Source organism: Enterobacter cloacae complex sp. SYL001, from assembly GCF_049237025.1.
Classification (GTDB): domain Bacteria; phylum Pseudomonadota; class Gammaproteobacteria; order Enterobacterales; family Enterobacteriaceae; genus Enterobacter; species Enterobacter intestinihominis.
In genome coordinates this window covers 73942-88703 of sequence record NZ_JBMKJI010000017.1, presented here as the reverse complement: position 1 = coordinate 88703, position 14762 = coordinate 73942, and the positions used below count along the sequence as shown (strand labels likewise).

General features: G+C 55.6%; 11 protein-coding genes and 2 tRNA genes. 7 read left to right on the top strand and 6 right to left on the bottom strand.

Annotation, left to right across the window (positions count from 1 at the left end; all coding sequences use genetic code 11):
- Positions 1–26: 26 nt before the first annotated feature.
- The 4 genes from dacD (at position 27) to ACOTZP_RS15735 (ending at position 3424) form a co-directional block, all read left to right on the top strand.
- Positions 27–1199 (top strand): serine-type D-Ala-D-Ala carboxypeptidase DacD, encoded by a 1173-nt coding sequence (dacD, locus tag ACOTZP_RS15750; protein WP_139153368.1) that lies wholly within the window; start codon positions 27–29, stop codon positions 1197–1199.
- Positions 1200–1317: 118 nt separating this feature from the next.
- On the top strand, positions 1318–1791 hold the full coding sequence (sbmC, locus tag ACOTZP_RS15745) for a DNA gyrase inhibitor SbmC (RefSeq protein ID WP_022648599.1): 474 nt from the start codon (positions 1318–1320) through the stop codon (positions 1789–1791).
- Positions 1792–1882: 91 nt separating this feature from the next.
- Positions 1883–2941, top strand: a complete 1059-nt coding sequence (locus tag ACOTZP_RS15740; protein ID WP_421633753.1) for an FUSC family protein — start codon at positions 1883–1885, stop codon at positions 2939–2941.
- Positions 2942–3088: 147 nt separating this feature from the next.
- On the top strand, positions 3089–3424 hold the full coding sequence (locus ACOTZP_RS15735) for a DUF496 family protein (protein WP_000450410.1): 336 nt from the start codon (positions 3089–3091) through the stop codon (positions 3422–3424).
- Between the two features lie 135 nt (positions 3425–3559).
- On the opposite strand, the gene ACOTZP_RS15730 is transcribed toward ACOTZP_RS15735, so the two are convergent.
- Positions 3560–3635, bottom strand: a tRNA-Asn gene (locus ACOTZP_RS15730).
- A 226-nt stretch (positions 3636–3861) separates the two neighbouring features.
- Here ACOTZP_RS15730 and emmdR point away from each other — a divergent pair.
- Complete coding sequence (gene emmdR / locus ACOTZP_RS15725) at positions 3862–5280, top strand: multidrug efflux MATE transporter EmmdR (protein WP_023294986.1); 1419 nt, start codon at positions 3862–3864, stop codon at positions 5278–5280.
- A gap of 103 nt (positions 5281–5383) precedes the next feature.
- Positions 5384–5459 (top strand) — tRNA-Asn (locus ACOTZP_RS15720).
- 131 nt (positions 5460–5590) lie between these two features.
- Here the strand turns inward: ACOTZP_RS15720 and ACOTZP_RS15715 are convergent.
- Both ACOTZP_RS15715 and shiA read right to left on the bottom strand, forming a co-directional pair.
- Positions 5591–7045: an AMP nucleosidase gene (locus tag ACOTZP_RS15715; RefSeq protein ID WP_022648595.1), complete on the bottom strand. Its 1455-nt coding sequence runs from the start codon at positions 7043–7045 to the stop codon at positions 5591–5593.
- 76 nt (positions 7046–7121) lie between these two features.
- Complete coding sequence (gene shiA, locus ACOTZP_RS15710; protein ID WP_271074837.1) at positions 7122–8438, bottom strand: shikimate transporter; 1317 nt, start codon at positions 8436–8438, stop codon at positions 7122–7124.
- A 256-nt stretch (positions 8439–8694) separates the two neighbouring features.
- On the opposite strand from shiA, the gene pagP reads away from it, so the two are divergent.
- Positions 8695–9270 (top strand): lipid IV(A) palmitoyltransferase PagP, encoded by a 576-nt coding sequence (pagP, locus tag ACOTZP_RS15705; protein WP_023300518.1) that lies wholly within the window; start codon positions 8695–8697, stop codon positions 9268–9270.
- Here the strand turns inward: pagP and ACOTZP_RS15700 are convergent.
- The 3 genes from ACOTZP_RS15700 to ACOTZP_RS15690 are packed head-to-tail and all read right to left on the bottom strand — an operon-like array spanning position 9267 to position 14376.
- Positions 9267–10232, bottom strand: a complete 966-nt coding sequence (locus ACOTZP_RS15700) for an acyltransferase (protein WP_063150045.1) — start codon at positions 10230–10232, stop codon at positions 9267–9269. The two genes, pagP and ACOTZP_RS15700, sit on opposite strands and share 4 nt — an antisense overlap.
- Positions 10229–13291, bottom strand: coding sequence for an efflux RND transporter permease subunit (locus ACOTZP_RS15695; protein ID WP_032676173.1), 3063 nt, complete (start codon positions 13289–13291; stop codon positions 10229–10231). Before ACOTZP_RS15695 ends, ACOTZP_RS15700 begins: the two co-directional genes overlap by 4 nt.
- The gene (locus tag ACOTZP_RS15690) at positions 13291–14376 is read right to left on the bottom strand and encodes an efflux RND transporter periplasmic adaptor subunit (protein ID WP_063150046.1); all 1086 of its coding nucleotides are present in this window, start codon (positions 14374–14376) and stop codon (positions 13291–13293) included. Before ACOTZP_RS15690 ends, ACOTZP_RS15695 begins: the two co-directional genes overlap by 1 nt.
- Positions 14377–14762 lie beyond the last annotated feature (386 nt).

Below are 14762 nucleotides of genomic sequence, written 5' to 3'. Positions count from 1 at the left end.
TCATCGATTTTTACTGACCTGAGGATATACCGTTGAAACGCCGTCTGTTTATTGCTGTTTCTTTACTCGCTTCGAGTATTTCATCCGCGCTGGCTGCCGAGCCGCTGGATTTTTCACCTCAGCCGCCTGCCATCCAGGCAGGATCCTGGGTATTGATGGATTACACCACGGGTCAAATCTTAACGGCGGGCAACGAACATCAGCAGCGTAATCCGGCGAGCCTGACCAAACTGATGACGGGGTACGTTGTCGATCGTGCCATTGATAGCCACCGCATCAGCCCCGATGACATTGTGACGGTCGGACGTGACGCCTGGGCAAAAGGCAATCCGGTCTTTGACGGTTCGTCTCTGATGTTTCTGAAGCAGGGCGATCGGGTTTCTGTGCGCGATCTCAGCCGCGGCCTGATTGTTGATTCCGGCAATGACGCCTGCGTGGCGCTGGCAGATCACGTGGCGGGCGGTCAGCCGCAGTTCGTCAGGATGATGAATGACTACGTTGAAAAGCTGAATCTGCGCGATACCCACTTCGAAACCGTACACGGGCTGGATGCACCGGGTCAGCACAGCTCCGCTTACGATCTCGCCGTGCTTTCCCGGGCCATCATCCACGGCGAGCCTGAGTTCTACCACATGTACAGCGAGAAGAGTCTGACCTGGAACGGCATCACTCAGCAGAACCGCAACGGCCTGCTGTGGGATAAGACCATGAACGTGGATGGTCTGAAAACGGGACACACCTCGGGCGCGGGCTTTAACCTGATCGCCTCCGCAGTGGATGGTCAGCGTCGACTGATTGCGGTGGTGATGGGGGCAGACAGCCCGAAAGGACGTGAAGATCAGGCGCGCAAGCTGCTCCACTGGGGACAGCAAAATTTCGATACGGTGCAGATCCTGCATAACGGCAAAAAAGTGGGAACCGAACGCATCTGGTATGGCGATAAAGAGCAGATCGCGCTGGGCACGGATCAGGATTTCTGGCTGGCATTACCCAAAACAGAAGTGCCGAACATCAAGGCGAAATATGTAATGGATAAAAAAGAGCTGGAAGCGCCGATCGCCGCGCATCAGCGGGTAGGGGAGATCCAGCTGTACGATCGTGACAAGGTGGTAGCGCACTGGCCATTGGTTACGCTGGAGCGCGTTGAAAAGGGCGGCCTTTTCTCCCGCCTCGGCGATTATCTGCATCATAAACTCTAACCTTTTCGGGCAGACTGGCAGTGTTGCGAGTCTGCTCACATAATAAACACTCCTGGTTTGCCGATAATCTCGATTCTGCTTTATAGTGTATATATATACAGTAATAAACGGAGGCAGCATGGACTACAGCATCAGGCAGCAACAGAAACGTACGATCGCTGGCTTTCATCTCGTGGGGCCGTGGGAAAAGACGGTCAAGCAGGGATTTGAACAGCTGGTTATGTGGGTAGATGGACGACATATTCAGCCGCAGGAGTGGGTGGCCGTTTATTATGACAATCCGGATGACGTGCCGGCAGAAAAGCTTCGCTGCGTTACCGCCGTAACGGTAGCGGACGATTTCACTATCCCTGATAACAGCGAAGGGGTAATGCTGACCGAAATTGCTGCCGGAGAGTATGCTATTGCCGCCGCGCGCGTCGAAAATCATGATTTCGCTACCCCGTGGTATCAGTTCTTCAACTCCCTGCTGGAAGACAGCAAATTCCAGATTGCGCCAAAACCCTGCTTCGAACGCTATCTGAACGATGGCAATGCTGACGGCTACTGGGATATTGAGATGTTTGTACCGGTAGAGCACAAAGTGGGATAATCCTGCGAAACGCAGGGTTTTTCAGCCGGGCGCGATCCACCCGGCTGAAAACACAGTACAATTGTGGTTTGCCGTAGAGCTGGAGACGGGTGTGCGCCCCGACAAGTCATTAACCCCTTTTGAAATTCGGTTATACAAACATTATCGCGTGGTGCACGGTTGCCGCATTGCGCTGGCGTTTGTGCTGACCTTCGTACTGGTTCGTTTGCTGGATATCCCGGAAGGAACGTGGCCGCTGATCACGCTGGTGGTGGTGATGGGGCCGATCTCATTCTGGGGGAACGTGGTCCCTCGCGCTTTCGAACGCATAGGCGGTACCGTTTTAGGCTCGGCGCTTGGGCTTATCGCCCTGAAGCTGGAGCTAATTTCATTTCCGTTCATGTTGCTGTGGTGCGCGGTGGCGATGTTTCTTTGCGGATGGCTGGCCCTCGGCAAGAAACCGTATCAGGCGCTGCTGATTGGCATTACGCTCGCCGTTGTGGTCGGCGCACCGGCGGGCGATATGACCACCGCATTGTGGCGAAGCGGGGACGTGATCCTCGGCTCGTTGCTCGCCATGCTGTTTACCGGCATCTGGCCGCAGCGCGCCTTCCTGCACTGGCGCATTCAGATGGCAAACTACGTCACGGCATTTAACCGGGTTTACCAGGCCGGGTTTTCGCCGAATCTGATTGAGCGTCCGCGGCTGGAAAAGCACCTGCAAAAAATCCTTAATGATGTGGTCAAAATGCGCGGGTTAATTACCCCGGCAAGCAAAGAGACGCATATCCAGAAAGCCATTTTTGAAGCCATTCAAACGGTCAGCCGTAATCTGGTCTGTATGCTTGAACTGCAAATCAATGCCCACTGGGCCTCACGCCCCAGCCATCTTCTGATGCTCAACGCGCATACGCTGAAAGAGACGCAGCAGATGACGCAACAGACCCTGCTGACCATCGCTCATGCACTTTACGAAGGTAACCCACAGCCGATACGGGCGAACAGCGAGCGGCTGAATGACATCGTCATCGAGCTCAAACAGCTGATGAATGAGCATCAGGGCGACAATGTGTCGGAAACGCCCATCCACGGCTATGTCTGGCTGAGTATGGAGCTGGCGCGACAGCTGGAGTTGTTATCGCAGCTGATTTGCCGGGCACTGCGCAAATAAAAAGCGTATGTGATGCCTGCTGCTTCGATTCAGCAACAATTAGGGTTATGATGGTTTTAAACGATATACTCATTGTCATTCGCAGCCGCTGTCTGTTAAAACGGTTGCTTTAACGAATCCGAATCTCACATTATCAGGGGTGTAAAAATGGAAACTACCAAGCCTTCGTTCCAGGATGTTCTGGAGTTCGTCCGCCTGTTCCGCCGCAAAAACAAGCTACAGCGCGAAATCCAGGACGTAGAGAAGAAGATCCGTGACAACCAGAAACGTGTCCTGCTGCTGGACAACCTGAGCGACTACATCAAGCCAGGTATGAGCGTTGAAGCCATTCAGGGCATCATCGCCAGCATGAAGAGCGATTATGAAGATCGCGTTGATGACTACATCATCAAAAACGCTGAGCTGTCCAAAGAGCGTCGCGACATTTCCAAAAAGCTGAAAGTGATGGGCGAAATCAAAAACGTCGACGCTAAAGGCGAGTAATCGCACACTCTGTTGCCCGGTGGCGCTGCGCTTACCGGGCCTACAGGACCCTAGGTCGGGTAAGCGTAGCGCCACCCGACAATTTACGTGGTGCAGAAAAGCAAAAAGCCTGCTTAAAAGCAGGCTTTTTTAATTTGGCTCCTCTGACTGGACTCGAACCAGTGACATACGGATTAACAGTCCGCCGTTCTACCGACTGAACTACAGAGGAATCGTTGTGGAGGCTTATCTTAGCGGCGAAAAAACTTTTGTCAAACCTGATCTCAGGCAAAAGTGATTGTTTGATGATTCTGTCGTCATTTTGTTGTAAATCCAAACATAATTTTATGGAAAATACTTTGCAGGATACGCATTTCTGCCCCATCATTTGAAATGGAGTTTCAGCTTTCTCGTTAAGGCCCATTTTGAACGTCACCGCACCCCTGCGCCAGGCGATTATGCGCACGCCCTGGTATGCAAAACGTAAGAGTTATCGAGTTCTGTTCTGGCGTGAAATCACCCCCCTTGCTGTGCCTATTTTCCTGGAGAATACCTGCGTCCTGTTGATGGGGGTGTTAAGCACCTTCCTGGTGAGCTGGCTCGGTAAAGAAGCCATGGCCGGGGTAGGGCTGGCAGACAGTTTCAACATGGTTGTGATGTCCTTCTTTGCCGCTATCGATCTCGGTACAACGGTAGTGGTGGCGTTTAGTCTTGGGAAACTTGATCCAAAACGCGCCCGGGAGGCGGCCAGACAGTCGCTGATGATCATGACCCTCTTTTCGATCATCCTGGCGGCGGTTATCCATTATTACGGCAAAGAAATTATCGACATCGTCGCGGGTGAAGCGACAAGTGAAGTGAAGGATCTGGCGCTCACCTATCTGGAAATGACGGTGCTGAGCTATCCGGCGGCTGCCATCGCGCTGATTGGTAGCGGTGCGCTTCGTGGCGCAGGGAATACCAAAATTCCGCTGTTAATAAACGGCGGCATGAACATCCTGAACATCATTATCAGCAGTGTTTTGATTTACGGTGTCTTTTCCTGGGAGGGGCTGGGCTTTGTCGGCGCGGGATTAGGGCTGACCATTTCCCGTTATATTGGTGCGGCGGCGATAATCGGCGTGCTGATGGCGGGAATTACGCCATCGCTGCGCCTGACGCTTAAAAGCTATTTCCGTCCGCTTAACTTCGCCATTATCTGGGAAGTGATGGGGATCGGTATTCCGGCCAGCATCGAATCCGTGTTGTTTAACGGTGGGAAACTGCTGACGCAGATGTTTGTTGCCGGGATGGGAACAGACGTCATCGCCGGCAACTTTATTGCTTTCTCCATCGCCTCGCTCATTAACCTGCCCGGAAACGCACTGGGATCGGCGTCGACGATCATCACCGGCAGACGCCTCGGAAAGGGGCAGATAGGGCAGGCGGAACGGCAGCTTCGGCATGTCTTCTGGCTTTCAACCATTGGACTGACGGCGATTGCGTGGGGAACTGCGCCTTTTGCCGGGCTGATGGCCTCGTTCTATACGCATGAAAATGACGTGAAAGAGGTCGTGAAGGTGCTGATTTGGCTCAACGCGGCGTTTATGCCAATTTGGGCCGCGTCCTGGGTACTTCCTGCCGGGCTGAAAGGCGCGCGCGATGCCCGGTTTGCGATGTGGGTCTCCATGCTCGGCATGTGGGGCTGCCGCGTCGTGGCGGGCTACACGCTGGGGGTAATGTTAGGTATGGGCGTTGTCGGCGTCTGGCTGGGGATGTTCCTTGACTGGGCCGTGCGCGGGGCGCTGTTCTACTGGCGCATGGTGAGCGGACGCTGGCTGTGGAAATATCCGCGAAAAAAACCGGAGCAGGAGGTTTCGGAAACGGCAAGTGCCTGACAAATGTGCGAAGTGGAGAATAAATCGGCAAACGATTGAAAATCTGCATTCACCCTTTGACATCCTCAGGGCGCATCGATAATATTCGCCCCGTTCACACGATTCCTCTGTAGTTCAGTCGGTAGAACGGCGGACTGTTAATCCGTATGTCACTGGTTCGAGTCCAGTCAGAGGAGCCAAATTTGAAAAGCCTGCTTTTAAAGCAGGCTTTTTGCTTTTCTGCGTTCAGTAAATTGTCGGGTGGCGCTCCGCTTACCCGACCTACAGAATCTCAGGCCGGGTAAGCGGTGTGCGTGAAATGTCCTTAGTATCACCTAAACGGTGGCTCATTGAAGGTGCGCAGCTTACGGGAATGCAGTTTGTCGCCCTCTGCACGCAGTAAATCGATGGCGCGAATTCCAATCTGAAGGTGCTCTGAGATCGCCCCTTCGTAGAAACGGTTCGCCTGACCCGGCAGTTTGATCTCGCCGTGCAGCGGTTTATCGGACACGCACAGCAGCGTGCCGTACGGGACGCGGAAGCGGTAGCCCTGCGCGGCAATGGTGGCGCTTTCCATATCGATCGCGACCGCACGGCTGAGATTGAAACGCAGGGCGGAGGCGGAATAGCGAAGCTCCCAGTTACGATCGTCGGTGGTGACGACCGTACCGGTACGCAGGCGCTGCTTCACCTCTTCACCCGGCATGCCGCTCACCTCTTTGGTGGCGTCGTACAGGGCGCGCTGTACTTCAGCGATACTCGGGATAGGAATGTCCGGCGGCAGAACCGCGTCAAGGACATGGTCGTCACGCAGATAAGCGTGGGCGAGGACATAATCACCAATCAGCTGGCTTTCACGCAGGCCGCCGCAGTGGCCGATCATCAGCCAGACGTCCGGGCGCAGTACCGCCAGATGGTCGCAGATGGTTTTCGCATTCGACGGGCCAACGCCGATGTTAATCAACGTAATGCCCTGACCGTCGGCGGTGACCAGGTGCCAGGCGGGCATCTGGTGCTTTTTCCACGCCAGGTCTGAGATGGCCTCTTCCGGTGCTTCGGTTTCGGCGGTGATCCAGATCCCGCCCGCGCAGGAGAGAGCGATGTAAGGGCTGTCCGGGTCAAGGATCTGGCTACAGCCCCAGCGGACAAATTCGTCTACATAGCGGGTGTAGTTGGTAAACAGTACGAACGGCTGGAAATGTTCGGCTGGGGTGCCGGTGTAGTGGCGCAGGCGTGCCAGCGAAAAATCGACACGGCGGGCATCAAAGTGCGACAGCGGTGAAAACTCTGCCGGGTGATAGATCCCGTCCGCCGTCTCATCGCCAATCTGCGACAGCTCAGTGGTCGGGAAATGGCGGGTCAGCCCCGCGCTCATGGAGCGATCCAGCGTCAGCGCTGAGCCGTCTATCACGTACGGGTAAGGGATCTCGTGCAGGGACGGTTCAACGCTGATATGCGCGCCGTAATCCTGATACAGCAGGGTAAGCTGCTCTTCCAGGTAGGGGCGGAACAGCGCAGGACGCGTGATGGTCGTGCTGTAACAGCCGGAGTGGGTGAAACGCGCATAGGCGCGGGTTTTCGGATTGCTGCTGGCGCTGCCGTCCCAGGTGACAGAGAGCGATGGATAAACAAAAAGGCCCTGGGTTCTGGCCTTTTCATCGGGAAGTTTCCCTGTTTCGATATAGTCACTGATGGCGCTGCGCAGTGCATTGACGGACTGTTCATACAGCGCGTCGAGTTTTTCCAGCGCCTGAGCCGGGGTCAGGCTGGAGCCCTTATTATTCATGTCTGTCTCCTTGTTCCACAGGTGTGCGGCTATACCCGATAGTATGTCACACGCCTGTGAAACAAAAGTGAGGAGATCAGCTGTGCGCGGTTTCCTTCATCAACAGGGCGGTGGCAGCAGAAAGCAGGCAACCTGCCAGCAGATAAATCGCCACGCTATGCCAGTTCCCGCCGGAGAACGTCACCAGCGCGGCGGCGATAAACGGCGTAAACCCGCCGCCGACCACGCTCGCCACCTGATATCCCACGCCCGCGCCGCTGTAGCGGTAGCTTGCGCCAAACAGCTCGGTAAACATCGGCTGCTGCACGCAGACCACCATATCGTGAGCGATGTTCGCGAGCATGATCGCGAAGAAGACAATCCAGAAGACCGACTGGGCCTCCAGCGCCATAAAGAACGGCCAGGCGCTGAGTGTGCCGATAAGCGCCCCGGTGATATACACCCGTCGACGGCCAAAGCGATCCGCCAGCCAGGCGAAGCAGGGGATGGTCAGGCAACTGATCCCGCCCACCACCAGGCCAATATTCAGGAACAATTCCCGCGGCAGGCCGAGGTTTTGCGTGGAGTAGTTGAGGGCGAAGGCGGTGACGATATACATCGTCAGCAGTTCGCACAGGCGCAGGGCGATAATTTTCAGAAAAGCGCCAGGGTGCTGCACCAGCGCTTCCATCACCGGCAGCCGTTTTTTCGCGACCGGTTTTTCGCGTTGCTGCCGCTCAAACTCAGCCGACTCTTCCATGCCGTTACGGATCCACAGGGCCACCACGACCAGCACAATGCTGAAGATAAACGGAATACGCCAGCCCCACCTCAGAAACTGCTCGTCTGTCGTGAGCTGGCTTATGAGCGACACCAGGCCCGTGGAGAGCAGCAGACCCACGCCATAACCTACCTGCACGCCGCTGCTGTAGAACGCTTTCTTATTCTTCGGCGCGCTTTCCACGGACAGCAGTGCCGCGCCGCCCCATTCGCCGCCAACGGCAAAGCCCTGAATGGCGCGCAGCGTCACCAGCAACACCGGGGCCCACCAGCCAATCGATGCAAAGGAGGGCAAAATACCGATCAGCGCGGTGGCAATGCCCATCATCCAGACGGTGAGCATCAGCATGCGCTTACGGCCAAGGCGATCGCCGAAGTGGCCGAAAATTATCCCGCCCAGCGGACGAAACAGAAAACCGACGCCGAAGGTGGCAAACGCAGCAAGCGTGCCCATGGCGGGGCTGATCTGAGGAAAGAATTCACGGTTAAAGACCAGCGCAGCGGTAATACCGTAGAGCAGAAAGTCATACCAGTCGACGACGGCGCCTGCGAAGCTACCTAAAGCGGCGCGGCGGGCGCGGTTAAGCGAAGGTGTCTCCTCGTTGCGGCGAGCGGAGATGAGGGTGGAGTCCATAGTTGTCCTGTCTGTACTGATTTTTAATTATTGGTATAAGAAAAGGTCACTCACGTTGCAGCCGTCATATTGACGGAACGTATGAGACTACCGCGACAGACGGCCTGAGAAAACGTTTTTATCTTTCCTGAAAGCGCAGAATCAATAAATTTCATCTTATCGGGTCCCAATATAAATCAGCCTGTTTGGCTCCGGTTAGGGCTGAATGGTTTACAGTAATAATGATCGCTGTGTGACGTAAGCTGAGGGAATAACGATGCAACGCCTCTTTCCTGCACTCTGGGTAGTCCTGTTTTTGGTGGCTTCGCCGCTGCATGCGGAGCCAAAAGTCTACGGCGAACAGCGCATCCACCGCTGGTGGGATGCGGTAACAGACGATATTTCCCAGACCTGGGAGCAGCCAGATCGTTACGATCTCTACCTGCCGTTTCTGAGCTGGCATGCCCGCTTTATGTATGACAAAGAGAAAACGGATAACTACAACGAAATGCCGTGGGGCGGCGGACTGGGCGTTTCTCGCTACAACGACGAGGGCAACTGGAGCGCACTCTTTGCCATGATGTTTAAAGATTCACATAACGAGTGGCAGCCCGCGATGGGCTACGGCTGGGAAAAGGGCTGGTATCTGGATAACGCAAAAGATTTCCGTCTGGGGCTGGGGGCCGCCGCGGGGATCACCGCGCGCGACGACTTTGCCAACTATGTCCCGCTGCCATTTATTTTCCCGCTTTTCTCTGCCGGATATAAGCGCGTCACCGTCCAGTTCACCTATATTCCCGGAACCTACAACAACGGCAACGTGCTGTTTGCCTGGCTGCGCCTGGGCTTTTAAAGTGTGATCACTTTTTTGGCCACTGCGTTGGACAGAATCAGCAGCGAAAACAGGACCGACGTAACAAAGGTGAGCACAATCAGAGCAAGTTTGGTGCTCAGGGACGTTACCGGAATGAGCGCCGTCAGCAGGTGAAACACCGAGTAGTGCATGATATAGACCCCGGTCATCGTTTTGCTAATGGCGGCCAGCACGGACTCTTTAAACTCCGCATTGCGGCGAAAACGTACGCCGTTGGCCGCAATCACCAGGGCAATAATCAGGATGTAGATTTGCGATCCGGTGAGGATAAAGGCGTTTCTGTCCGCTTTAAATAGCGCAAAAAAGAAATGCCGTTCGTAAAACCACGTGAAGAGATAGATAAACGGTATGGCAATCACCGCTGCCCTGACCACATTTTTGCGGCCGATCCACGCCGCAATCTGCGGATCGCAAAAGAGCTGCCCCGTCAGATAAAACAGCAGCCACGTCCACAGGCGATACTGCGGCGACAATGAAAGCACGTGGACATCAGGATAGAGGGCTGACAGCAAATCGTACCCGTATGAGAAAAGCAGCAGGGTGACAATCACCCAGCAAAACAGCGTTCGCCGCTGGCTGAGCCACTCTACCGCCGGATGAAAAGTGTAAATCACGACAAATGCGAACACGAACCAGGGCTGGATAAGATATCCGCGCTGATAGGGCTCCCACAGGTAGTAAATGGTTACCCAGAACAGAAAGACGATCACCAGGCTTTTGATCTTATCAAGCTGCCAGCGCGTGCCGTGTCGGGAATGCCCATCCAGATACCCTGCAACCACAAAAAACAACGGCGTGGCGATGGTCGAAATGAAGGTTAAAAAACCGAGGATCCAGTGATAGTCATAATCGTAATGGTCCCAGGTGTTGTAGATGGTGAAGAAGGTGACCGCCGTCATACAGCCCAGCGTCTTGATGATGTTCAGCCCTGTCGCATTCATTGTTGTTCAGCTTCGTCCTTACGATGAAAACACGCGTAAATTACGGGGAGTACCAGCAGCGTCAGGATTGTAGCAAACCCAAGCCCAAACATAATCACAACGGCCATGCTCTGGAAGAACACATCCAGCAGCAGGGGGGCGAGGCCAAGCACGGTCGTAAAGGCGGTGAGCAGGATGGGACGCAGGCGCGACGTGGCGGCGTAAACGATCGCACTGTGCTGATCCTGCTGCGCTTTCTGCTGCTCTATCTCTTCCACCAGCACAATGCCGTTGCGGATCAGCATCCCGCTCAGGCTCAGCAGGCCAATCAGTGCCATAAAGCCAAAGGGGATCCCGGTAAGTAAAAAACCGGGCGTAACGCCGATCAGCGCCAGCGGCACGGTCAGCCAGATAGCGACGGCGTTTTTCACCGAACTGAACATCAGCACCGTGATCACAAACATCACCAGATACCCGAGCGGCAGCGTGGTAAATAGCCCCTGCTGCGCTTCGCTGGAGTTCTCCGCGTCCCCGCCCCATTCGATGCTGTAGCCGTGGGGCAGAGGCAGGGCATCTATTTGCGGCTTCACGCGGGCGAGAATATCGCCGGACGTTTGCTGGCTTAGCGGGTCAGGGTCGGTCTGCACGGTCAGCACGCGCGAGCGGTCGCGACGCAGGATCAGCGGATCTTCCCACTCCAGCGCGAAGCCGCTGACGACGTTGCTCAGCGGAATATACTGCTGCCGGGTCTGGCTCCAGACCAGGACGTTATTCAGGTGATTGGCGTCCAGCCGTTCACTTTCCGGCGGGCGCACCACCACGGGTAACAGGTCGCTTCCTTCTCTGTACAGTCCCGCCCGGCTGCCGGAGAAATTCATCTCCAGGGCGTTATCGACGTCTTGCTTATCCACGCCAAGCTCACGTCCCAGCGCGGTGACGTACTGCGGGCGGATCACTTTGCTGCGGTTTTGCCAGTCGTTCCTGACGCTGTCCGTCGCCGGATCGCGCGTAAGAATACTGTCTACATGGCTGGCGATCAGACGCAGCCTGTCCGGATCGGGGCCCTTAATACGTATTTCAATGGCGCTGTCACCGGAGGGGCCAAACATCACCCGTTTCGTGCTGGCGTTAACCTGCGGGTAGTTCCGTGCAATGTACTCATCAACGTGGCGGGTCAGGGCGGGGATGTTACGCTGGTCGTCCATTCTCACCATGATTTGTGCATAGTTGCTGTACTGCCGCTGTCCGCTGTAGGTCAAAATAAATCGCATACTTCCCTGACCAATCGTCGAGACCGTAGTTTCCACGCCAGGCTGGCCGTTAATGGTTTTCTCGATATCACCGGTCATCTTCTCGGTCCAGTTAATGTCGGTCCCGTAAGGGAGCCAGAGGTCGACAAAGAAAATTGGCGTACTGGATGAGGGGAAGAAGTTCTGCCGCACCGAGCCAAAGCCCCAGATGGCGGCAGCCAGCAGTGCGGCCATCACCATCAGCGTTGGCGCTTTACGCCGTAACAGTGCATTGAGCAAACCCCGGTAGATCCGATAGATGCGTTTGTCGTAGGGATCCGTTTCGTCGGCGTCTGGCGGTGCAGCGTCATGTTTAAACAGCCACCATTTAATCAGCACCGGCGTAATGGTGAGGGCTGAGAACCAGCTCAGCATCAGCGAAATCAACAGCACCTGAAACAGCGACTTACAGTATTCGCCGGTGGAATCCTGTGACAGCCCGACGGGCGCAAAAGCCAGGATGGCGATGACCGTCGCACCCAGCAGCGGCAGCGCAGAGCGGCGAATTATAGCGTTAATGGCGTTAAGCAGGGGCGAGCCCTGCTGCCGGGCTATCAGTACCCCTTCGACAACCACGATGGCGTTATCGACCAGCATACTGAGGGCGATGATCAGCGCCCCCAGTGAAATACGCTGTAGTTCTATGCCCCAGAGATACATGATCAGCAGCGTGCCCAGCACGTTGAGCGCGAGGGAAAAGGCGATAATGAGCCCGCTGCGTAAGCCCATAAAGATCAGCAACACACCGACGACAATCGCCAGCGCCATCAGGAAATTAATGATAAATCCGTTGACGGAATGCCCGACCTCCGCCGCCTGATCGTAAAACAGGTCGATGTGGATACCTGCCGGTTTCTCGGCTGACATCTGCTCAAGCTTCGCCTCCAGGGCATGTCCCACGTCGATCACGTTAACGCCGGGGATAAAGGAGACGCCCATGGTGACGGCTTTTCTGCCGTTGGCATGGTAGATGCTGGCAGGGGACGCATCCAGCCCACGTGACAGGGTGGCAATATCCCGTAAGCGGGTAGCCGCCCCAACGCCGGGCGGGGTCACTATGAGATCGGCCAGCTCGTCAATACTTTCGAATTCACCGGTAGGATGCAGACGAATTGACTCAGTACCGGAGGGGATCTCTCCCGCGCTGGAAACCACGTTCAGCCTGCTGAGCTGGGCAGAAAGCTGGTTAAGCGTAATCCCGCGCGCGGCCATTTTGCTCAGAGAAATGTCCACGTTAATCTGCTGGGTGAGGGCTCCGCCGATGGCCACTTTGCCCACGCCCGGCACGAGGACCAACTCCCGGCGCAGCTGCTCGGCATACCGGACCAGTTCCGGATTGCTGAATTCATCGCCGGAAATGGCAAAGAAAAAGCCGAACACATCGCCAAAATCGTCATTCACAAACGGGGTCACTACCCCCGGTGGAAACTGTCGGGCGGCATCTCCCACCCGGCGACGCAGTTCATCCCAGATTTGCGGCAGCGCATTTGAGTGGTAGCGCGAGGCTATATTGACCGTGATCTGCGACAGGCCGCTGGAGGAGATGGAGCTGACGTTATCCAGGTAAGGTAACTGCTGAAGCGCGTTTTCCAGCGGCAGGGTGACCTCTTCCTCAACCTGCTGCGCCGACGCGCCCGGATAATGAGTGATTACCACCGCCGTTTTGATGGTAAACGCCGGATCTTCCAGTCTGCCGATGTTCAACAGGGCAATAATGCCACCTACGCCCAGCAGCAGAATAGTCAGCCAGACGCGAACCGGGTTGCTGATAAACTGACGAGAGATATCCATTACAGTCCCCGTTCACGCGTCCAGATACGTACCGGCTGGTTGGGATGTAACTCCCCAACGCCTGCGGCCACCACGCGTTCACCGGCCTTAAGCCCACCGACGATGACGACCCCCTCAGCGCTGACTTGCCCGACGCTGACCTTACGATCTTCCAGGTGCAACGTATCGCCTTCGCCCGTCACCACCCAGACGTGTGGCTCATTGCGCGGGCGGTTATCCGGGTTAAAGACCGCTTCAACTGGCACCACCAGCGCCTCATTGCCCACGCCCGCCGGTAGGTTGGTTAAATTGATGGTGACCGTTCCGCTTACGCCGCCCACGACGGGAAAATCATCCGGGCGGGGCATGGTTAAAATCACCTGCCAGGTCAATGTGTTGCTGTCGCTACTGCCTGAGTGCTCTTTGTACACAGCGGTAAACTCGCGACCGGGCAGGGCGTTGATCCTCACTACCGGTCTGTACTGCGCATTGCGGATATCGAAGGTGTTAAACAGGTTCTCTGGAAGGCTGAACACCACGTCCAGCAGGTCGGTACGGGTCAGGGTGACGACGGGCTGGCCGGCTGAGACGACCTGATGATTTCGCACATGTACGCTGGCCGCTGTCCCGCTAAAGGGGGCGACGAGCGTCATCTGGCTTAATTCCTCGCGAGCAATCTGTAGCGCGGCGTTTGCAGAATCGCGGTTTGCGCGCTGGACATCCATCTCGGCCTTCGACACGGCCTGGCGTCCTGCCAGGGTCTGGAAGCGGTCGAATTGCCGCTGAGCCAGGGTCGCCGCCGTTTGCCTGTCGTTCAGACGCTGCCGGGCTTCGCGATCGTTAAGACTGGCGAGCCGTTGTCCCTGTTTGACAACGGCACCCTGGCGAATGTCCAGGGTCTCAATCTGCCCGGCACGTTTGAACGCGAGATCGGTGGCGTCGCCGGATTCGATACGCGCGGGAAATACGCGCTGCTGCGCGTTGCCGGCCTTCACCACCTCTGCGACTTTTACCATTTTTGGCAGGGGCGCGGCGCGGTCGGGTTTGGGGTCGCACGCCGTCAGCAGCAATAAAACAGCAGGCAGAAGAGAGAGGTAGCGCTTCACAGTATTCCCCTGATAATAATTGTTTTATTTATTTCGTCATCAATGCTGGGGTGGCACTATTCCGCCAGGGCCGAGACGACCACATAGGTAAATAAACCGATTGCTGTGCTGGCGATAATGGCAAGCGCAATAAACAAACCAAGGCGAATCAGGCTTAAACCGTACATGCATTCCTCCATGAGGTTGAAGGTGGCGCGGGATAATGAGAATGAACGTGTTGCATGTCTGACTATGAGCATAGTCGGTGAATAAATAAATGTTAAATAACCATTATTAGTGGCGTGACATACTCAGGCGAAACAAGCGATACGATAGCGTATCCCCTTTGAATAACATCCTGATATTCCTGTGCTACGTTTAATAGCATCCATTCCTTTTTTCCGTAA